Below are 19,085 nucleotides of genomic sequence, written 5' to 3' on the forward strand. Positions count from 1 at the left end.
TTATTGAAAGAATTTACTTCAATTAAAATAATTAACAAGATAAAACTTATTTCAAATACCTGATTAGAAATAAAAAAAGCTACCTCAAATGGAGATAGCTTTTCTTAATTTATAGTAAAAAACTTTAGATTGCAGTATAACCACCATCTGCTATTATATAACTTCCGGTTGTGAAAGAAGATTTTTCAGAACTTAAAAATACTACTAGTTCTGCAATTTCTTCGGCAGTTCCTAAACGGTTCATAGGTGCCTTTGCGGCAATAGCTTTCATTGCATCATTATTTAAATGATCTTTTAATAAGGCGGTTTCAATGTATCCTGGCCCAACTGCATTACAACGAATATTTTTCAGCGCATATTCTGCTGCAATATTTTTGGTTAAACCTACCACTCCATGTTTTGATGCTGTATAAGCAGGACTAAGCGGAGCGGCAACCTGACCGTGAATAGAGGCAATGTTTACAATACTTCCTCCGCCATTTTTCTCCATTTGTTCTAATTGGTAACGACAGGCATAAAAAACTCCGCTTAAATTCAGCGCAATTACTTTATCCCAGGCTTCGGGTTCATATTCTCCTGTTGGTTTTGCGGGGCCTCCCATTCCTGCATTGTTGCAGGAAATGTCAAGTCGGCCGTATTTAGAAACGGTTACTTCGACCATATGTTTATTTTCGCTTGCACTGGATGAATCTCCTTTTACAAAAAAAGCTTCACCACCTTTGTCCTTTATAAATTTTACGGTTTCCTCGCCGTGTTCTACGTTAATATCTGAAAGTACTACTTTTGCTCCTTCTCGAGCGTAAGCTTCTGCCACTGCACGTCCAATTCCTGAACCTCCACCAGATACAAAAGCTACTTTGTTTTCTAAAAGTGCCATTTTTAATATATTTAAAATTTGTACTACAATTTACGAAGATCCACAGGGACGACCAATCTCAAAATCAAGTTTAAAATAACATTAACGTCGTTTGCCAATCAAATGTTATTTTATAAAAAAACGGCTAAATTCAGCAAGATATTCACTATTTAAAGACAGGACTTACTCCTCATCTAATTTCATGTTTCCACGATCTTCATGACTTTCAGGATTAGAATTAGGATAACGATTGGGTGTGATGTCTGAATTTCTGTCTTTATTCTCTACCGTTTTTTTTGCCTCTTCATCTGATGCAACTCCGCGATTTGCATTCGCACTAGATTTTTCATTATCTTTTACTTCTTTTATATCCTCATTTTCATTTCGGGCTCTGTCTACTACTTTTTTGTTTCCGTCAGTATCTGTAACAACTTCTTTTTTTAAATTCGGATCTTCTGTTTTTCCATCGTGCGAGATGTTTTTCCCTTTAGATTCATCTATATTTTTTTGTACTCCATTTATCTTTTTCGATCCTAAATTATTAGCTTCCATAATTTTGTATTTTAGTGTTAGTATTATAATATTACGAATTCTTAGGATGAAAACTAAGTCCTTTAACATTGCATTTGGATTATTCCATCAATATTTTAATTCCATCTGAAACAAAACTATCTTTGCAGTCAAAAAATACGGCATGCATCAACATTTTATTCTTTTTAAACCTTACGGCTATCTGAGTCAATTTATTTATGAATTAAAAAGAAAGAAAAAGCTTTTGGGAGAATTATATGATTTCCCCGAAGGTACAATGGCTATTGGCAGGCTTGACGAAGATTCTGAAGGATTGCTTTTATTGACAACCGACGGAAAAGTGAGTGAACAAATACGAAGCAAAAAAGTCGATAAAGAATATTATGTTCAGGTTGACGGCATTATTACTCCGCAAGCGATTGAAGAATTGCAAAAAGGTGTAGAAATTGGTTTTGATGGCGGCAAATACAAAACGAAACCCTGCTCTGCTTTTATTGTAACCGAAATTCCTGATTTTGGACCAAGGGCAAAAAAGATACGGGACGAACGTCACGGACCAACTTCATGGGCATCAATAACGGTAAACGAAGGAAAGTTTCGTCAGGTGAGAAAAATGACCGCTGCTGTTGGTTTTCCTACTTTAAGATTGGTTCGTGTTCGTATAGGAAATGTATATTTGCAGGATCTAAAAGCCGGTGAGGTTTTAGAAGTTCCGGATTTTTTCAAATTAGAAAAATTTTAATTAGACAATGTGTCAATTTGATAATTTGATAATTATTAAAAACTCATAATTCTTAATTCTTAATTCATAATTCATAACTCAAAAAAATGCTAAACGTTGTTCTTGTAGAGCCTGAAATACCAAATAATACTGGAAATATTGGACGATTATGTGTGGGTACCGAAAGTAGGTTGCACTTAATTCATCCGTTTGGATTTGTAATTAATGATAAAAACCTAAAGCGTTCCGGTTTGGATTATTGGGTACATCTTGATGTTACCGAATATCAAAATATTGAAGAATGGATTCAGCAAATTCCGGATCAGTCACGCGTTTTCCTAATGAGTTCTCACGCTGAAAAATCATATCTGGAAACTGATTTCCAGGATGGAGACTGGTTGGTTTTTGGAAAAGAAAGTGTTGGATTAAGCAAAGAGGTTTTAGCTCGTTTTGACAATCATTTAACGATTCCGATGTCCAAATTAATCAGAAGTTTTAATATTGCGAATTCTGTGGCTTTTGTAGTTGGCGAAGCTAAAAGACAAATTGGATTGAAAATCTAAATATGAGACCTCTAATAGACGCAAATAATCTAAACTATTCTAAAGAAACTTTAATTTATTACACAAGGACAAATATTCTTTTGAGGATATTACTTTTAATTGGACTTGCTGTTGCTGCAATATATTATTTAAACCAGAATCTCTCTACTGTATCGCTTTTATTGTCGGGTATTTTTCTATTTCAAATCCCTTACTTAGTTAAAGAAATAAAGAGAATTGATGAAATTCAGTTTAGAATTAATTCGAAAGGAATTCAATACCGAAATTTAATTCTGGTGCCGTGGAGTAATATTGAAAATGAAAGAGTGGTTACTGAGTATGTAAATTCCGAAAACAGCAATGATTATTTCATTTATTACATCATTGATTCAGGTCAGGTAATGAAATTTGATCTTTCAAAATTAAGTACGGATATTAGTGAATTATCGATCACTCTTAGAATACACAGAAATAGATATAAGAGAGAAAATAATATCGTTTAAGTAATTACAAACTTCCCTTTTTCTGCATCAAAAATAATATGTTCGTCTTTGAACAAATTGGCAAAACTTCCGTTTGAAATTAAATTACAAGGTTCATCCTGAACAATCAACTCCGGTGTCATAATGATCATTTCGTCGCTTAGCTGAATCGCTAAGTCGATGTCATGGGTCGAAAACAAAATACATTTTTGTGTTTCCTGCGTTAGTTTTTTCAGCAATTTAAACAATGAAACTTTGTGTAATAAATCAAGATGTGTTGTGGGTTCATCTAAAATAATAAGCGGTGTATCTTGTGCCAATGCTCTTGCTATTAGGACTTTCTGCAATTGTCCGTCGCTAATTTCGTAATGTTTTTTTTGAGCCAGATGTTCGATTTGAGTCAATTGTAATGCTTCCTGGACTTTCTCGATATCGGTTGGAGTCAAAGTGCCAATCCAATTCGTGTAAGGCTGACGGCCTAATGCCACCAGTTCGAAAACGGAAAGATTACTTGGCGGCAATTTTTCTGTTAAGACTAAACTTAAATTCTGTGCTAAATCAAGAGGTTTATAGGTATTTATATTTTTATCGTTCAGAAAAACATTTCCCACCAAAGGTTCCTGAATTCCTGTAATGGTTCTTAGTAAAGTCGATTTCCCGATTCCGTTTGCTCCTATTAATGAAATGAGTTTTCCTGCAGATAAGTTCAAATTAAGATTCTCTGCAATAACCACAGTTGATTTCTTGGACTTATAGCCAATGCTTAAATTTGAAGTTTTTAGGATTGATTTCATCTTTTAAAGTTACTAAGATTCTGAGATGCTAAGTTTTTTTTGCCACAGATTATAAGATTAAAATGATTTATCAATCTGTGCAAATCTGTTTAATCCGCTTAATCTGCGGGCCAATTATTTACTGAAAATTTCTTTTGCGCATTAATAAATACACTACAACGGGTGCTCCAATTATTGATGTTATGGCATTAATAGGCAATGTCGTATCTAATCCCGGTAATTGTGATGCCATATCACAAAATAGCATGATTATACCGCCGTAAAAAAATGTGCTCCAATATAAAACGGAGTGATTACTCGTTTGAAATGTCAGTTTTGCGATATGCGGAACCGCTAAACCTATAAAGGCTATTGGACCTGCAAAAGCGGTAACACTTCCGGCTAAGATACTTGTGGCGAATATGATGATCAGTCTTGCCTTTTTATAATTCAATCCCATGCTTTTAGCGTAATTTTCGCCAAGAAGTAGTGCATTTAGCGGTTTGATGCTGCTAGCGCTTAAAAGCAAACCAAAACCAACACAAAATGCCAGGATAGAAATCGATGTCCAGGAAAGGTTTCCGAGGCTTCCTAACGACCAAAAAGTAAATTTTTGTAACTGTTCTGCCGAACTAAAATAAGTTAAAACGCCCACGATAGCGCTTGTAAAGCTACCAAACATAAGTCCTATAATTAGAATTGCCATTGTGTTTCGTAAACGCTGTGCTACTAACAAAACCAGCATTAAAACCAAAACACTTCCTAATGTTGAGGCAAATACGATTCCGTACGGGGACAATAAAATTACGTTTAAAAACGAGGGTAAAAAACCTGCTCCTAAAATTACAATTGCTACGGCTAGTATTGCTCCGGAACTTAATCCTAAAACATCCGGGCCCGCCAACGGATTCCTAAATAAGGTTTGCATTAAAAGTCCGCTTATAGACAAACCTACACCAACTAGCATTGCCGTAATTGCTTTTGGCAAACGATAATTAATTATGATATATTCCCAGGTCGATTTACTGGCCTGACCTCCTGTTAAACTCGTACATACTTCTTTGAACGGAATAGTAATAGAGCCCAGACTAATGTCCAGAAAAAACATAAATAAAAGTGCTAAACCAAGTACTGAAAACAGGATTATATTTCGCTTTTTATTGATCAATACGCTTAGTTTAATTTTGATGCAAAAGTAAATTCATAGCTTGGCAATAGATCAGGATGAAAAATCTTGATATAATCTTTTAGCACTAAATCCGGACGACTTGGAGCCAATTCATAATAAACGGTTCCTCCGGTTGCGCCGTATTTACCTTCGAATGTATAAACGTTTTTATTTTTAAAGGCATCGAACTGACTGTAATGCGGATTTGTCTTTTCTATTTCGTCTAAAGTTTTAAACGATCCTGAAGCAATCCAGAAATTGGCAGTTTTGGCTTTTACCAATACTTTTTCAAAGGATAAACCTTCGCTTCCCGTTCCTTTTAAATCTGCCCATAAATAATTAGCATGGGCATCTTTCATAAACTGTGCTACCCAGCTATTTCCTTTGGCTACATACCAAACATCTTCGTACATAGAACCGTATAAAACAGTTGAAGTGGCAGGTTTATCGGCCACTAATTTTTTGGCCTGATCGTAACTCAAAACAATTTTATCAAATAATTCTTTGGCTTTGTCTTCTTTACCAAATAAAGCCCCGTAAAGTTTGATCCATTCTGCTTTTCCTAGTGGAGACTGCTCCATCCAGTCGGCTTGAATTAAAACATTTAAACCACTTTTCTTTAAATTATCCAGCGCTGGATTATTATTGTCTACACCAAAAGTTACAATCAAATCCGGAGACAATTCGATTAATTGCTCGATATTTAACTTTTCGTTTTCACCAACATTTTTAACTGATCCTTTATCGATTAGAACTCTTGTTTTCTCAGATGAAACATAATCAGTATGAGGAAATCCGATCAATTTATCTTCGACTTCTAACATTTCAAGAAACGGAATATTGGTTGTTGAGGTTACTACAACAGATTCTAAAGGAACTTTTATTGTGGTATATTTTTGTAAGCTGTCCGGAACTTTCGCTTCTTTTTCTTTTAGAACATAAGTAAACTTTGCATTGGCATTTGGCCACGGTTCTGTTACGGTTACAACTGAATACCCATCGTGCTTTACGATAGATAGGCCAGATGCGTATTCGATACTATTTTTTGCATTGGCAGATTTTGCAACAGTTTCAGTTTCATTTTTTTTACATCCTACAAGAAGAAAAAAAGGTAAAATAAAAATCAATTTAGAGAATAAATGTTTCATATATAGGTTATCTTATTTTAAGGAATAGTTATTGATTTCATGATTTTGACATTTAATTTAAATCATCACCATTTCATCATTTACGTTTTGATAGTGACAAAGGTAACGCAATTTCTATTTTTTTTATTTACCTTTATTCTTACAAAACGCAACAAATACCACTTTTAACCTATGAATAGCATAAAAACAAAAGTTTGTTCCAGCTGCGAATCTTCTTTTACTTGTGGAGATATTTCAGCAGAAAGCAAATGTTGGTGCAATGATTTTCCTCCTATTTTTAATCTTTCTGAAGGTGGCGATTGCCTCTGCCCGGTTTGTTTTAAAGAAGCTTGCGAAGACAAAATTGATGCTTATGTAGAAACGATTACACCTCAAAAAGCGCTTAAAAACAAAGCTATAACTTTATCCAAACAGGAAAAATTAATTGAAGGAATCGATTATTATATTGAAAATGGCAATTATGTTTTTAAAACATGGTTTCATCTAAAAAGAGGCTCTTGCTGCGGAAATGATTGTCGTCATTGCCCATATTAAAAGTTATGAGTTATGAATTATTAGTTATAAATTTATAACTGTTTTTTTTAATGCTATTGGTCTTTTGCGTTAGGGATAGCAGCGGTATCTTTTTATTTTTTTCTTTAAAAAATAAAAGATATAGCGGATAGCCCGACCGTAGGGAACGCCATAACAATTCACAACTTACAACTTACAATTCACAATTATAATGATTTACTTAATTACAGGAGGCGAACGATCAGGAAAAAGCAGCTATGCGCAAAACCTGGCTTTACAACTTTCAGATTCACCGATTTATGTGGCAACGGCAAGAAAATGGGATACTGATTTCCAGAACAGAATCGATCGCCATCAACAAGAACGTGATGAACGATGGACGAATATTGAAGAGGAAAAGTATTTAAGTAAAATTGATTTTACCGAAAAAATAGCCTTGATCGATTGTGTAACGCTCTGGCTGACCAACTTTTTTACAGATCATCAATATGATGTGAATTTAAGTCTGGACGAAGCTAAAAAAGAGTTTCTTTCGATTGCCAATCAAAAAAATGCCACACTAATTATTGTCACCAACGAAATTGGAATGGGTGTTCATGCCGAAACTCATATTGGCAGAAAATTTACCGAATTGCAAGGCTGGATGAATCAGTTTTTGGCATCTAATGCTGATGAGGTGGTTTTGATGGTTTCAGGGATTTCGGTTAAGATAAAAGGCTGACAATGGCAATTTCAAAAATCAATGTCAATGTCAATAAAAAATCTCAAATTTTAAAATCCCAAATTCCAACGCTATACTTTATCTTTACTTAAATATTAAAATTTCACATTAAAATAATTTTTTGTCATTGACATTGAAATTGTCATTGATATTGAGTTGGAATTTGGAATTTATATTTTGGAATTTTCCACATATTTGGAATTTAAAAAAAATGGAATTTAATAATGAGCTACTTAGATGATATTTTAAAATCGCGCCGGGATACCCGACATTTTACTGCCGATGAAGTTCCTGATGAAGTAATAGAGAAAGCTTTACAGGCCGGACATTGGGCACCATCTGTTGGTTTGACTGATGCTACGCGCTATTTTATCATTAAATCTGATGAAGTTAAAACGGCTGTAAAAAATCTGTTTTTAGATTACAATAAAAAAGCAGAGGAACTTACCGATAATCCGGAACAAAAGGAGCACTATAAATCCTTGAAATTGGAAGCGATTGAAGAAGCACCAATCGGGCTTATTATTGCTTATGATCGATCGGTTCTCAATCAGTTTACGATTGGGACTGTAGGCAGTAACGAAGCGGTAAAATTTAGTTCGGTTTGCGCTGCCCAAAATATCTGGCTTTCGCTTACAGAGCAGGGTTACGGCATGGGTTGGGTTTCGATTTTAGATTATTATCAGTTTAAAAAGATCCTTGATTTACCTGAAAATATAGAACCTTTGGGTTATTTCTGTATTGGAAAACCAGCAACGAATTACGATAATCAACCTATGTTGCAGCAGTTACATTGGAAACAAAAATCTGAAGCTCCGATTTGTACAGAAATTAAAAACGTTACCGAAATTCCTGTTTTAGATTTTAATCTAAAAGTTGAAAAATCAGCTGAACCAAAACCTGATTTCACTAGACTTTTACAGGAAAAAATAGATTCTAAAACCAAACCTATTGGTTCTTTAGGAACTCTGGAAAAGCTGGCTTTTCAGATGGCAACGGTTTTTGAAACTCTGAATCCAAAAATAACAAATCCTAATATTGTGGTTTTTGCCGCAGATCACGGCATTGCCAATCATGGCGTGAGTGCTTATCCGCAAGATGTTACCCGACAAATGGTGGGTAATTTTCTCGAAGGTGGTGCAGCGATAAATATTTTCTGTAATCAGAATGACATTCAATTATCGATTGTAGATGCTGGTGTAAATTATGATTTCCCCACCAATGCGAATTTAATTCATGCGAAAATTGCAAAAGGAACGCAGTCGTTTTCATACATTCCTGCTATGAGCGAAACCGAATTACAGTTGTGTTTCGATAAAGGAAAATCGATTGTTGAGCACATTGCTAAAACCGGTTCTAATTGTATTGGTTTTGGCGAAATGGGAATTGGAAATACTTCTACAGCTTCGGTTTTAATGAGCCTTTTAACGGGTTTACCTATCGAAGATTGTGTTGGAAAAGGAACTGGAGTCGAAAATGAAAAACTACTTGAGAAACAAAATATTCTAAAAAAAGCGATTGAAAATTATTCCGGTCAAGCCGAATTAAAACAACAGCTCTCCTATTTTGGAGGTTTTGAAATTATACAAATCGCCAGCGGAATGTTGACCGCTTTTGATAATAAAATGCTAATTTTAGTTGATGGCTTTATTTGCAGCACCGCATTTTTGATTGCTTTTAAAATAAATCCTGACATTAAAAATAACGCCGTTTTCTGTCATTGCTCTGCCGAGAAAGCGCATCAAAAACTTCTTGATTACCTAGATGCAAAACCTATTTTAAATCTTGATTTACGTTTGGGCGAAGGAACTGGATGTGCAATTGCTTTTCCAATTTTAAAATCGGCTGAAACTTTTTTGAATGATATGGCAAGTTTTGAAAGTGCGGGGGTTAGCAGGAAATGAAAAAAGTCGCAGTTTGCAGTTTCAGTTTGCAGTCCTAATCGTAAATATATAATCACAATTCTTAAATGAAAAAAGAACTACATATTTTCTTTACCTCTTTAATGTTTTACACCAGAATTCCTTGTCCCAAAAACATTGACCATCATCCTGATTATTTAAACAAAGCCACTCGGTATTTCCCTTTGATTGGCTGGATTGTGGGGAGCATTTCTTTTCTGGCTTTCTATCTTTTTTCGTTTTTTCTTTCAACAGAAACAGCGGTAATTTTTGCCCTTATTGTTTCTGTTCTTACTACCGGAGCTTTTCACGAAGATGGCTTTGCAGATGTTTGTGATGGTTTTGGTGGCGGCTGGACCAAAGAAAAAATCCTGATTATTATGAAAGACAGCGCGATTGGTGCTTATGGAGCTATTGGTTTGGTTTTGCTTTTTTTATTAAAATTCAAATTGCTTTCAGAATCTGTTTCGCTTTTTAAAGGAGATAATTCTATTGCACTTATTCAGGTTTTTATTTTGTTTATTTCTGCTCATGCTTTGAGCCGTTTGGCTGCCATCTCTATTATTTTTACGCATGAATATTCCAGAGACGATGCTTCGAGTAAAAGTAAACCTATTGCAAAAAACCATAGCTGGAAAGAAATTTTCGGTTCGTTTTTCTTCGGATTACTTCCTCTTTTCGTTTTCTCTTATTTTCAATATAAATTCCTTTTGGCTTTAATTCCTGTTTTTATAGCAAGATTTTTTCTTGCACGTTATTTCCAGAAATGGATTGATGGTTATACTGGAGACTGTCTTGGCGCAACACAACAGGTTTGCGAGGTTGTTTATTATTTAAGTATTCTTTTGATATGGAAATTTATCTAGTTCGTCATACCGAAACGATTTGCGAAAAAGGAGTTTGTTACGGACAATCTGATGTAGATTTGGCAGAACCTTTTGAATCTGTTTTTGAAAATATCGTTTCGCAATTACCTCCTGAAGCAATAATTTTTTCGAGTCCACTAAAACGTTGTGTCATTTTAGCTGAATATATTCAGGATCATATTAAAACAATTGCATTTGAAAAAGAAGATCGTTTAATGGAAATGAATTTTGGCGATTGGGAAATGAAAAACTGGAATGAAATTCCGCCGGAGCAACTTAATCCCTGGATGGAGGATTTTGTAAATATCAGGGTTTCAAATGGCGAATCATTTGTTGTATTACACGAACGAGTGGGGATTTTTTTATCTCAAATTTCAAAAGAAATAACAAAACCTATCATTATAGTAGCGCACGCAGGAGTAATACGTAGTATTTTATGTCATCATACTTCGTTGCCTCTAAAAGATACCTTTAATAACAAAGTAGATTTTGGTGAGGTAATAAAAATAGCACTTTAAATACCTTTTTGTTTAAATTTTATCCTTAATAGTCAAACAAATTAGAAAATTCGATATTTTTAACTTTATCTTTGCAACCAATTAAGGTTGTGTTATTTCAAAACACATTAAAAGGGAATCAAGTAATAATCAAAATCTTGAGCTGTACCCGCAACTGTAAGCTTAGTTCTAAAAAGAATGTTTGTTGTTAACTCTAATACCACTGCTCGCCCCGGCGAATGGGAAGGTAAACAACAAGACGCAAGCCAGGAGACCTGCCTTTGTAACAAATATCAAGCTCTCGGGAAAAAGAGTTTAGAAATTATGACTTTAAAAAAACTTTTCGCATTTTGTTTATTGCTGCTGTGCCAAATTATTATGGCGCAGAATGATACTATTAATAAACTAAAAGAAGTTGTCGTTTCAGACGCTAATCTTAAAAAGTACTCTGCCTCACAATTGGTTCAGGTATTAAATGATTCCGTTATCAGTAAAAACGCCTCTTCTTTAACTTCTCTTTTAAATTTCAATACTGTCATTTATTTTAAGGAAAATGGTTTTGGTATGACATCCGGACCTTCTTTCAGGGGAACTACTGCAGCACAAACTGCTGTTATCTGGAATGGTATCAACATTAATTCACAATTTTTAGGTCAGACGGATTTCAACACCATCGGAACAAGGGATTTTAATTCTATAGCTGTGAAAGCTGGTGGAGGAAGTGTTTTATACGGAAGCAGTGCCATCGGCGGAAGCATTCACCTTAATAATGATTTGAGATTTAAAAACGAATTCTCTAATCAGGTATTTTTTAGCCTGGGAAGTTACAATACTTTGAGTGCCAATTATCGCATCAACGCATCTTCTGATAAATATAGTTTACAGGTCAATATCTCCAGAAATAGCTCTGATAATGATTTTAAATATCCTGGCACAACAGATCAGAGAAACATAAATGGTGAGTATTATAACACCAGCATGAACACCACTTTTGGGTATAAAATAGATGCTAAAAATACCATAAAAGCATACAGCCAGTTTTATGATGCAGAGCGTCATTTTTCTTTAATCACACCCACAGAAACCAAAACAAAGTACAACGATTTTAATACCCGAAATTTATTAGAATGGGAAAGTCTGTTTAATAGTTTTACATCAAAATTGAAATTGGCACATATTGGCGAGTCCTATAAGTATTTTGCCAATATAAATTCTGAACTGTTTACCTATGGAAAAGTTGAAACTTCTATCATAAAATATGATTTGGCTTTTGATGTAAATGATAAAATCAAACTAAACACTATTGTCGATTACAGTCGTAATAAAGGATATGGTTCGAGCATCGATAATGCAAAAAGAGAAGTTGGCTCGGCTAGTTTGCTGTTAAGTCATTTAGTTACTGAAAAATGGGATTACAATGCCAGCATACGCCAGGAAGTAACCGATAATTTCGGGAATCCATTCCTGTTTTCTTTTGGAACACGTTATCAATTTACTGATTTTTATCGTGTGAAATTTAACGCTTCAAAAAATTTCAGAATGCCTACATATAATGATTTGTTTTGGGAAGGAAGCGGTAATCCTGATCTAAGACGTGAAACTTCTTATCAGGCAGAAATTGGCAATGAGTTTTTTACAAAGAATTTTTCTGTCTCTCTGACAACCTATTATAATTCGATCAAAGACTTATTACGCTGGGTTCCGACTGAAGGAAGCGGTGGCGCCTGGTCACCGGAAAACACAGATAAAGTAAGAGCTTATGGCGCCGAAATAGTATTAGAATGGAGACCCAAAATAGGAAACAACAATTTTACCGTTAACGGAACTTACGCTTATACGGTTTCTGAAAGTAAACAAATAATAAAAGGAGAATCTGTTTACAAGCAATTGATTTACGTTCCTTACCATAAACTAACAGGATCGGTTTCTTATAATTGGAAAAAAGTATCTTCTTATTTTCAATACTTATACAACGGAGATGCTTATACAACGCCTTTTAATAATCCTGCGAGTAAAGTAAAAGATTATAATATTGGGAATATTGGTGTTGATTACGATTTTGGAAAAAAGAACAGTTATAAACTTGGCATACAAGCTTTAAATATCTGGAATGAAAATTATCAACCCGTTACCAACAGACAAATGCCGGGAAGAAATTATACAATATACATAAACCTTAATTTTTAAATACGATGAAAAGATTTAACAAACTATTTTTAACTGTCATAATAAGCTCGGCATTTTTCGTGTCATGTAGCAGCGATAATGATGATACTGCACCAGAACCTCGCGGAAATTACGAAGGTGGATTATTTATTGCAAATGAAGGTCAATTTCTTAAATCGAATGGAAATGTATCTTATCTATCAGATGATTTAAAAATTGAAAACAATGTTTTTTCTTTATTAAATCCTGAAAAAACAACAAATGACATTATTCAATGCATCGGTTTTAATGGAGACTTCGCTTACCTGGTTGTAAATAATTCTAATAAAATTGAAGTAGTAAACAGATATACTTTCAAGAGCATCGCTACTGTTACTGCAAACATCAAAACCCCTAGATATATCGCTTTTGCAAACGGAAAAGGATATGTTACAAACTGGGGGGACGGAGCTGATCCAAATGATGATTACGTAGGGATTCTCGACCTTACCACAAACACTATAACATCTAAAATTCCTGTAGTTGAAGGACCTGAAAAAATAATTGAAAACGGCGGTAAACTTTATGTAACTCATAAAGGAGGTTACAACTTCGGAAATTCATTAACTGTAATTAATGCTGCAACTAACTCGGTAGTGACTAACTTCGTGGTAGGTGATATGCCTGGAGGATTGGTAAAAGACAATGGAAGCTTGTATATTTTATGCGAAGGATATCCTTACTATGCTCCCACACAAACAGCTGGTAAATTAGTAAAAGTTAGTTTAAGCAGTAATACTATTACATCTACTCTTAGTTTTGATGGTGTAATACATCCTGGATATTTAGATATTGAAAACGATAAATTATATTACACTATTGACAGTAATATTTACTCTCTTGCTACAAGCGCTACAGCTTTACCAACTGCTCCAATTTTCAAGGCTACTGAGGTTACCTCACTTTATGGACTAGCAGTAAAAAATAGCAAGATATATGTTGCAGACAAAGTAAATAATGTAGATAATGGAGATATTTATATCTATTCTCTAACAGGAAAACTTGCTAATGAATTTAGCGTAGGTGTTAATCCAAACGGATTTTACTTTAACAACTAATCTAAGAATAGAATTAGTTTATTATTTTGGATAAAAAAAGGCTTTCATTTCTGAAAGCCTTTTTTATGTTTATTATTTTAATGATCTTAAAAGTCCCTCCGGAGCATCTTTAACATACATCTGATTTCTGATACCATCCATTGCTTTGGTATCTGTAAAATTCTTTAAAACAATACCTTTATCCAGTTGCGCTTTTTTACCCGTTGCTCCTGTAATTTGCGAAATAGCAACACTTAATAACGGTTCTGATGTATCACCTAAAACTCCCAGATTAGTAATACGCTCTAGTTGTTCATAAGTTGGTTTTAATCCATCTGTATACTCTCCAAAATCAGCAGCATTTACTATTTTTAGCACCAAAGGCTGCATAGCGTATTTGTGATTTAGATTTCTTTTTGCTTTTCCAAAAGTTGGAGAATCATATAAAGTAACAGAACCAACGTTTTTACCCACTGTTGTTTCCCCTATCTGAACTACTGAAATATACGGCACCAAACCATTTATAACTAATTCACTCGCAGAAGCTGTACCTGTAGTAGTTAGAATATATACTTTAGACAAGTTTAAACTGCTTATTGCCGCTCCATCTACTTTGTCTACAAAACGATTATTTAGATATTCCGGATTATCAATTTCAAAAGCTGCATTTATTTTTGCATTCCATTTTTCCTTAGCAAAAATCTTGTCCGTAAACTGACCTGTAATCATACTTGCCAAACGCGTTGCAGTTTGTATAGAACCGCCGCCGTTATATCTTAAATCCAAAACAAGATCTGTAATTCCTTGCGATTTCAATTCGGCGAAAGCAGCATTTAATTGCGCATCGTAATTGGCATAAAAACCATTATACATTAAATAACCAATTTTATGACTACCTGAAGTAATCACTTTATTGATAAAAATAGGATTTTCGTCTAAAGTTGTTTTTACTAAAGAAACTGTTTTTCCATTAGATTCAAAACTTGTACCATTAAAATCAGCCATATTTAGAGTATAACTATCGGCTGCCAAAAGAGATTGATAGTTTGAAACGGTAAGTTGAGTTCCATTTATTGCTGTAAAAAGATCTCCACGTTTTATTTGTTTTCCTGAAGCATCAGAATTAGGAATAATATAACGTACATAACCCACTAAATCAGTTGTACTATTAGGCTTATAACTTAATCTAAAGTCGACACCATTATTTTTTGTAGTTCCCTGAAGTTCCTGTTCTAAAACAGTATAATCAGATACAATCCAACTAAAGCGATCAATTGCCTGACCTTTTGGAAATTTGCTAATAGGTTTATTTAATAAAGCCTGGAATAAATCTTCCGGTTGAGAATATCCTCGTAAAAAAGAATTTAATAATTCCTGATTATTATTAAAACGTTCATCGGCTAAATTAGGTACATCGGCTTGCCATAAATAGTATTGATTTAAGCCTTTCCAAATAAAATCATTCACCTGCAAATCAGCCGGAGCGGCAACATCATCCTGATCCTCACAAGACTGCAAAGAAAAAGCAAGTAAAAATAATAACAGTACGCCCTTTAAAATTGTTTTCATATAGTAGGTATCTATGTAGTATTAACGTAAAAATAGTATCTTTAGTTTTAACTATGATATTTTTAAAGTGTTTTTTATTATAAAAAAAATTATACTCTGCTGTAACAAAAATAATAGTGCCTCGTCTTGACTATATAAGCTAACGAATAACCAACCAATTTTATGAATCAGAATGTGTTTATAGAATTAATAAATCCTTTTAAAGACAAAGTTTTTCGTCTGGCAAAAAGATTATTAACCAGTACAGAAGAGGCCGAAGATGCTACGCAGGAAGTAATAGTTAAATTATGGAATAAAAAAGAAAATTTAGACAGCTATAATAGTGTCGAGGCACTAGCGATGACAATGACAAAAAATTATTGTCTGGATCAGTTAAAATCGAAAAGAGCAGGAAATCTTCAAATTGTACATAATAACTATACCGACCGGGAACCTCAGTTGGATAAAAAATTAGAGGATTCGAATAGCTTAGAATGGGTGGAGAAAATTATAAGTCAGTTGCCCGAGCAATTACAAATATTAATTCAGTTACGCGATGTTGAACAATATGAATTTGATGAAATTGCTAAAATTGTCAACATGAATGAAACGGCTATTCGGGTAGCACTTTCGAGAGCGAGAAAAAAAATTAGAGAATCAATGGTTAACACACACAGTTATGGAATTCAATAAAATAGAAGATCTATTAGAAAAATACTTTCAGGGAGAAACCAGTATTGCAGAGGAAAAAGAATTAAAAGACTATTTTTCTTCACCAAATGTTGCGCAGCATTTAAAGCAATACAAACCTATATTTGGTTATTTCTCTCAGGTAAAAGAACAAAAATCGACGCAGGACATACCACTAAAAACTAAAAAACGAAATGTGGCGTGGTTATCGATAGCGGCTTCTGTTGTTGTTTTATTAGGAGTTGGAACCTATTTTTATGTAAGCGAAAAAAATGCAGCTCTGGCTGTAGCGCAAACAGAACTAGGAACCTATGATAATCCGGAAGAAGCATTAGCAGCAACTCAAAAAGCTTTAGCCTTATTATCAAGCAATGTTAATGTAGGTATTGGAAGTGTACAATACATTAAGGAATATGAACAATCAAAAAATAAAATTTTTAAACAATAAAACATCAATCAAAATGAAAAATTTCATCATAACACTAGTTTTCGCATTCGTTACCACTACTTTTTATGCACAGGGTGCATTTGACAAATTTGATGGTCAGGACGATGTAACCTCTGTAATTGTAAACAAAAAAATGTTTGATTTAATGAGCAAAGTAAAAGCTGATCCCTCTGATAAAGAAACACAACAGTACATTAATCTCATTAAAAAATTAGACAACTTAAAAGTGTTTACTACTAAAAATCCTAAAATTGAAGCTGATATGAAAGCCTCTGCTGACAAATATGTAAAAACGGCAGGATTAGAAGAATTAATGCGAATTAATGATGGCGGGAGAAACGTTAGAATATCTGTAAAATCAGGAGCATCAGATTCTCAAATAAGAGAATTATTAATGTACGTTGACGGGGCGAAAAACGACGAAACTGTTTTATTATCATTAACAGGTAATTTTGATATCAACGAAATTTCAGTACTTACAGATAAGATGCAACTTCCTGGTGGTTCTGATCTAAAAAAAGCCTCTAAAGGCAAAAAATAAGATGAAAACCAACATTTTTACCTCAGCCCTTTTAGTATTACTGACTTTAGTAAGTTGTAATTCTGATCCTTCGTTGCAAAAATATTTTGTAGAAAACACAGATAACAAAAATTTTATTGCTCTTGATGTTTCTCCAAGTATTTTAAACGTAGAAAAAACAAAATTATCTGCAGAACAAAACGAAGCTTTAAAATCATTTGACAAGATGAACATTCTGGCTTTTAAAGCGAACACTACCAATCAGGTTCAATTTGAAGCAGAAAGAGCCAAAGTCAAAGCGATTCTAAAAGATCCTAAATACCAGCAATTGATGAGTTTTGGCTCAGGTAAAGATGGCGCGTCAATAAGTTATGTAGGTGCTGATGACAACATCAAAGAGTTTGTAGTTTTTGCCAATAGAAAAGAAAACGGATTTGCAGTAGTGCGTGTATTGGGCGAAAACATGAACCCAAATAACATCATGACTTTAATGTCTGTTTTAAGAGAATCAAAAATCGACATGGAACAATTAAAACCTTTACAGCAATTGGTTAAATAATACATCTATCTTACTTTAAACGAGAAAGCTCCATAATTTTGGAGCTTTTTTTTATATAACATTTTTAGAAGATTATACTGAATAATACTTTATTTGAATTGCTTTGATATGAACCTAATTTATCTATATTTGTTATTAACCAAAACATGAAAATAAATTAATATGGTACAAAAAACATCGAATGCCTTTATAGCGGCATCATGGGTAGCTCTTGGAGCAGGAATGGTTGGATACATCGTTGGACTTGCTAGAGCCGAAATGCTACTAAATGAAAAAGGATATTACTTTACAGTTCTAATGTTTGGTCTTTTTGCTGTAGTTTCATTACAAAAAAGCGTTAGAGACAGACTTGAAAAACTTCCCGTAACAGATATTTACTACGGAATTTGCTGGTTCGGAACACTTTTATCAATTGTACTATTAGCTGTTGGACTTTGGAATGCTACCATTTTACCAAGTGAAAAAGGTTTTTACGCATTTGCATTTTTATTAGCATTGTTTGGCGCTATTTCAGTACAAAAAAATACGAGAGATAATATGGCATTTAGCCAAAATGAGTAATCTCTTAGCATTATAATCAAGCAAAAACAACTTCCAGGTCAACAAAACGAAAAGCTCCATTATAGAGCTTTTTTATTACAAAATATTGTACTGCAAATTTAATATTAACAAAAATTAATCTACATTTATCCCTTAATTAACATCTAAAAATCATTGATGAAAACTACTTTAAAAACCCTATTACTTTTTTTAATTCTTTTACTAAACAGCTGTTCTAGCGATAATAACAGCGAAGAAAATCCTGAAACCCCTACTTCACCAACCTCAAAATTTGCAATGACAGCAAAAGTTGATAGCACATTGTGGGAAGTCAACAATCCTTTTAACTCAAATTTTGCCACAAAGCCATTATTTGATTATTATCCTGCAACAGAATATATTCAACTTGTAGGAAGAAAAGGATTAGAAGAAATTAGGCTTTACATTAAAAGAAGCGATCTTAAAATAGGCAGCTATACTATTACCAAAAGCACATATGACGCCTCAAAAACACAGATTGAAGTTTCGATGGCTTTGAGTAAAGAAAATATGCAGGAGGTAATTGAAGGAAATATATCAATAACTTCGATTGACTTAAGTGCAAAAACCCTTGCAGGTACATTTTCATTTAGTTGTGTTGAAGACGATTCAAAACCGGTAAGCGCTTCAAACCCTATTACAACAAAAGTAACAGATGGTACTTTTAATTTTAAATATGATTTTGCTTATTAAGAATGAAGATTGAATGTTGCAAAACTATACCTGATCTCTTTTTAAAGAATCAACATACCATAAAACTAAAAAAGCTCCAATTTTTCA

22 protein-coding genes and 1 riboswitch are annotated in these 19,085 nt (G+C 33.7%); of the genes, 16 read left to right on the forward strand and 6 right to left on the reverse strand.

Translation table 11 applies throughout. The features are described 5' to 3' along the window. Positions 1-124: 124 nt before the first annotated feature. Together IRZ78_RS11885 and IRZ78_RS11890 are read right to left on the reverse strand one after the other, a co-directional pair. Positions 125-877, reverse strand: a complete 753-nt coding sequence (locus tag IRZ78_RS11885) for a glucose 1-dehydrogenase (RefSeq protein ID WP_194616756.1) — start codon at positions 875-877, stop codon at positions 125-127. Between the two features lie 162 nt (positions 878-1,039). Next, positions 1,040-1,408, reverse strand: coding sequence for a hypothetical protein (locus IRZ78_RS11890; protein ID WP_194616757.1), 369 nt, complete (start codon positions 1,406-1,408; stop codon positions 1,040-1,042). A 142-nt stretch (positions 1,409-1,550) separates the two neighbouring features. On the opposite strand from IRZ78_RS11890, the gene IRZ78_RS11895 reads away from it, so the two are divergent. The 3 genes from IRZ78_RS11895 to IRZ78_RS11905 all read left to right on the forward strand — a co-directional run bounded on the left by IRZ78_RS11895 (position 1,551) and on the right by IRZ78_RS11905 (position 3,153). Further along, complete coding sequence (locus IRZ78_RS11895) at positions 1,551-2,129, forward strand: pseudouridine synthase (RefSeq protein ID WP_194616758.1); 579 nt, start codon at positions 1,551-1,553, stop codon at positions 2,127-2,129. A gap of 86 nt (positions 2,130-2,215) precedes the next feature. Then, positions 2,216-2,671 carry a tRNA (cytidine(34)-2'-O)-methyltransferase gene (locus tag IRZ78_RS11900; RefSeq protein ID WP_194616759.1) on the forward strand — a complete coding sequence of 152 codons (456 nt, stop codon included), beginning with the start codon at positions 2,216-2,218 and terminating at the stop codon, positions 2,669-2,671. A gap of 2 nt (positions 2,672-2,673) precedes the next feature. Further along, on the forward strand, positions 2,674-3,153 hold the full coding sequence (locus tag IRZ78_RS11905) for a hypothetical protein (protein ID WP_194616760.1): 480 nt from the start codon (positions 2,674-2,676) through the stop codon (positions 3,151-3,153). Here IRZ78_RS11905 and IRZ78_RS11910 read toward each other — a convergent pair. From IRZ78_RS11910 to IRZ78_RS11920, 3 genes are all read right to left on the reverse strand, one after another. Continuing rightward, positions 3,150-3,926 carry an ABC transporter ATP-binding protein gene (locus IRZ78_RS11910; RefSeq protein WP_194616761.1) on the reverse strand — a complete coding sequence of 259 codons (777 nt, stop codon included), beginning with the start codon at positions 3,924-3,926 and terminating at the stop codon, positions 3,150-3,152. The two genes, IRZ78_RS11905 and IRZ78_RS11910, sit on opposite strands and share 4 nt — an antisense overlap. A 118-nt stretch (positions 3,927-4,044) precedes the next feature. Beyond that, complete coding sequence (locus IRZ78_RS11915) at positions 4,045-5,013, reverse strand: iron ABC transporter permease (RefSeq protein ID WP_194616922.1); 969 nt, start codon at positions 5,011-5,013, stop codon at positions 4,045-4,047. A 65-nt stretch (positions 5,014-5,078) separates the two neighbouring features. Beyond that, positions 5,079-6,221 (reverse strand): ABC transporter substrate-binding protein, encoded by a 1,143-nt coding sequence (locus tag IRZ78_RS11920; protein WP_194616762.1) that lies wholly within the window; start codon positions 6,219-6,221, stop codon positions 5,079-5,081. Between the two features lie 171 nt (positions 6,222-6,392). On the opposite strand from IRZ78_RS11920, the gene IRZ78_RS11925 reads away from it, so the two are divergent. The 7 genes from IRZ78_RS11925 (at position 6,393) to IRZ78_RS11955 (ending at position 13,982) form a co-directional block, all read left to right on the forward strand. Continuing rightward, positions 6,393-6,755: a DUF5522 domain-containing protein gene (locus tag IRZ78_RS11925; RefSeq protein ID WP_194616763.1), complete on the forward strand. Its 363-nt coding sequence runs from the start codon at positions 6,393-6,395 to the stop codon at positions 6,753-6,755. Positions 6,756-6,945: 190 nt separating this feature from the next. After that, positions 6,946-7,455 carry a bifunctional adenosylcobinamide kinase/adenosylcobinamide-phosphate guanylyltransferase gene (gene cobU, locus IRZ78_RS11930; protein WP_194616764.1) on the forward strand — a complete coding sequence of 170 codons (510 nt, stop codon included), beginning with the start codon at positions 6,946-6,948 and terminating at the stop codon, positions 7,453-7,455. A gap of 224 nt (positions 7,456-7,679) precedes the next feature. Next, the gene (gene cobT, locus IRZ78_RS11935) at positions 7,680-9,359 is read left to right on the forward strand and encodes a nicotinate-nucleotide--dimethylbenzimidazole phosphoribosyltransferase (protein ID WP_194616765.1); all 1,680 of its coding nucleotides are present in this window, start codon (positions 7,680-7,682) and stop codon (positions 9,357-9,359) included. Between the two features lie 65 nt (positions 9,360-9,424). Continuing rightward, the gene (locus tag IRZ78_RS11940; protein WP_194616766.1) at positions 9,425-10,222 is read left to right on the forward strand and encodes an adenosylcobinamide-GDP ribazoletransferase; all 798 of its coding nucleotides are present in this window, start codon (positions 9,425-9,427) and stop codon (positions 10,220-10,222) included. Continuing rightward, on the forward strand, positions 10,207-10,740 hold the full coding sequence (gene cobC, locus IRZ78_RS11945; RefSeq protein WP_194616767.1) for an alpha-ribazole phosphatase: 534 nt from the start codon (positions 10,207-10,209) through the stop codon (positions 10,738-10,740). Before IRZ78_RS11940 ends, cobC begins: the two co-directional genes overlap by 16 nt. 67 nt (positions 10,741-10,807) lie before the next feature. After that, positions 10,808-11,017: riboswitch (cobalamin riboswitch) on the forward strand. Between the two features lie 80 nt (positions 11,018-11,097). Beyond that, positions 11,098-12,906: a TonB-dependent receptor gene (locus IRZ78_RS11950; protein ID WP_228520453.1), complete on the forward strand. Its 1,809-nt coding sequence runs from the start codon at positions 11,098-11,100 to the stop codon at positions 12,904-12,906. Between the two features lie 5 nt (positions 12,907-12,911). Next, a complete protein-coding gene (locus IRZ78_RS11955) occupies positions 12,912-13,982 on the forward strand; it encodes a DUF5074 domain-containing protein (RefSeq protein ID WP_194616769.1) in 1,071 nt (356 codons plus the stop codon). A gap of 72 nt (positions 13,983-14,054) precedes the next feature. Here the strand turns inward: IRZ78_RS11955 and IRZ78_RS11960 are convergent, their stop codons facing one another. Further along, entirely contained in the window at positions 14,055-15,530 is a 1,476-nt protein-coding gene (locus IRZ78_RS11960) for a S41 family peptidase (RefSeq protein WP_194616770.1), read from the reverse strand. A 162-nt stretch (positions 15,531-15,692) separates the two neighbouring features. On the opposite strand from IRZ78_RS11960, the gene IRZ78_RS11965 reads away from it, so the two are divergent. The 6 genes from IRZ78_RS11965 (at position 15,693) to IRZ78_RS11990 (ending at position 18,998) form a co-directional block, all read left to right on the forward strand. Beyond that, a complete protein-coding gene (locus IRZ78_RS11965) occupies positions 15,693-16,202 on the forward strand; it encodes a sigma-70 family RNA polymerase sigma factor (protein WP_194616771.1) in 510 nt (169 codons plus the stop codon). After that, positions 16,189-16,647: a hypothetical protein gene (locus IRZ78_RS11970; RefSeq protein ID WP_194616772.1), complete on the forward strand. Its 459-nt coding sequence runs from the start codon at positions 16,189-16,191 to the stop codon at positions 16,645-16,647. The genes IRZ78_RS11965 and IRZ78_RS11970 overlap by 14 nt, the downstream gene beginning before the upstream one ends. Before the next feature lie 13 nt (positions 16,648-16,660). Continuing rightward, on the forward strand, positions 16,661-17,188 hold the full coding sequence (locus tag IRZ78_RS11975; RefSeq protein ID WP_194616773.1) for a DUF4252 domain-containing protein: 528 nt from the start codon (positions 16,661-16,663) through the stop codon (positions 17,186-17,188). 1 nt (position 17,189) lies between these two features. Further along, positions 17,190-17,726 (forward strand): DUF4252 domain-containing protein, encoded by a 537-nt coding sequence (locus tag IRZ78_RS11980; protein WP_194616774.1) that lies wholly within the window; start codon positions 17,190-17,192, stop codon positions 17,724-17,726. A gap of 162 nt (positions 17,727-17,888) precedes the next feature. Then, positions 17,889-18,287: an inner membrane protein YiaA gene (yiaA, locus tag IRZ78_RS11985; RefSeq protein WP_194616775.1), complete on the forward strand. Its 399-nt coding sequence runs from the start codon at positions 17,889-17,891 to the stop codon at positions 18,285-18,287. A gap of 156 nt (positions 18,288-18,443) precedes the next feature. Then, a complete protein-coding gene (locus tag IRZ78_RS11990) occupies positions 18,444-18,998 on the forward strand; it encodes a DUF6252 family protein (RefSeq protein ID WP_194616776.1) in 555 nt (184 codons plus the stop codon). Positions 18,999-19,085: the final 87 nt, after the last annotated feature.

Source organism: Flavobacterium sp. CSZ (assembly GCF_015350725.1).
Taxonomy (GTDB): domain Bacteria; phylum Bacteroidota; class Bacteroidia; order Flavobacteriales; family Flavobacteriaceae; genus Flavobacterium.

What these genes read in the sequence shown, in the direction of transcription:
- IRZ78_RS11885 (WP_194616756.1), bottom strand. Translation starts at nt 877, where the DNA reads ATGGCACTTTTAGAAAACAAAGTAGCTTTTGTATCTGGTGGAGGTTCA.
- IRZ78_RS11890 (WP_194616757.1), bottom strand. Translation starts at nt 1,408, where the DNA reads ATGGAAGCTAATAATTTAGGATCGAAAAAGATAAATGGAGTACAAAAA.
- IRZ78_RS11895 (WP_194616758.1), top strand. Translation starts at nt 1,551, where the DNA reads ATGCATCAACATTTTATTCTTTTTAAACCTTACGGCTATCTGAGTCAA.
- IRZ78_RS11900 (WP_194616759.1), top strand. Translation starts at nt 2,216, where the DNA reads ATGCTAAACGTTGTTCTTGTAGAGCCTGAAATACCAAATAATACTGGA.
- IRZ78_RS11905 (WP_194616760.1), top strand. Translation starts at nt 2,674, where the DNA reads ATGAGACCTCTAATAGACGCAAATAATCTAAACTATTCTAAAGAAACT.
- IRZ78_RS11910 (WP_194616761.1), bottom strand. Translation starts at nt 3,926, where the DNA reads ATGAAATCAATCCTAAAAACTTCAAATTTAAGCATTGGCTATAAGTCC.
- IRZ78_RS11915 (WP_194616922.1), bottom strand. Translation starts at nt 5,013, where the DNA reads ATGTTTTTTCTGGACATTAGTCTGGGCTCTATTACTATTCCGTTCAAA.
- IRZ78_RS11920 (WP_194616762.1), bottom strand. Translation starts at nt 6,221, where the DNA reads ATGAAACATTTATTCTCTAAATTGATTTTTATTTTACCTTTTTTTCTT.
- IRZ78_RS11925 (WP_194616763.1), top strand. Translation starts at nt 6,393, where the DNA reads ATGAATAGCATAAAAACAAAAGTTTGTTCCAGCTGCGAATCTTCTTTT.
- cobU (WP_194616764.1), top strand. Translation starts at nt 6,946, where the DNA reads ATGATTTACTTAATTACAGGAGGCGAACGATCAGGAAAAAGCAGCTAT.
- cobT (WP_194616765.1), top strand. Translation starts at nt 7,680, where the DNA reads ATGAGCTACTTAGATGATATTTTAAAATCGCGCCGGGATACCCGACAT.
- IRZ78_RS11940 (WP_194616766.1), top strand. Translation starts at nt 9,425, where the DNA reads ATGAAAAAAGAACTACATATTTTCTTTACCTCTTTAATGTTTTACACC.
- cobC (WP_194616767.1), top strand. Translation starts at nt 10,207, where the DNA reads ATGGAAATTTATCTAGTTCGTCATACCGAAACGATTTGCGAAAAAGGA.
- IRZ78_RS11950 (WP_228520453.1), top strand. Translation starts at nt 11,098, where the DNA reads ATGGCGCAGAATGATACTATTAATAAACTAAAAGAAGTTGTCGTTTCA.
- IRZ78_RS11955 (WP_194616769.1), top strand. Translation starts at nt 12,912, where the DNA reads ATGAAAAGATTTAACAAACTATTTTTAACTGTCATAATAAGCTCGGCA.
- IRZ78_RS11960 (WP_194616770.1), bottom strand. Translation starts at nt 15,530, where the DNA reads ATGAAAACAATTTTAAAGGGCGTACTGTTATTATTTTTACTTGCTTTT.
- IRZ78_RS11965 (WP_194616771.1), top strand. Translation starts at nt 15,693, where the DNA reads ATGAATCAGAATGTGTTTATAGAATTAATAAATCCTTTTAAAGACAAA.
- IRZ78_RS11970 (WP_194616772.1), top strand. Translation starts at nt 16,189, where the DNA reads ATGGAATTCAATAAAATAGAAGATCTATTAGAAAAATACTTTCAGGGA.
- IRZ78_RS11975 (WP_194616773.1), top strand. Translation starts at nt 16,661, where the DNA reads ATGAAAAATTTCATCATAACACTAGTTTTCGCATTCGTTACCACTACT.
- IRZ78_RS11980 (WP_194616774.1), top strand. Translation starts at nt 17,190, where the DNA reads ATGAAAACCAACATTTTTACCTCAGCCCTTTTAGTATTACTGACTTTA.
- yiaA (WP_194616775.1), top strand. Translation starts at nt 17,889, where the DNA reads ATGGTACAAAAAACATCGAATGCCTTTATAGCGGCATCATGGGTAGCT.
- IRZ78_RS11990 (WP_194616776.1), top strand. Translation starts at nt 18,444, where the DNA reads ATGAAAACTACTTTAAAAACCCTATTACTTTTTTTAATTCTTTTACTA.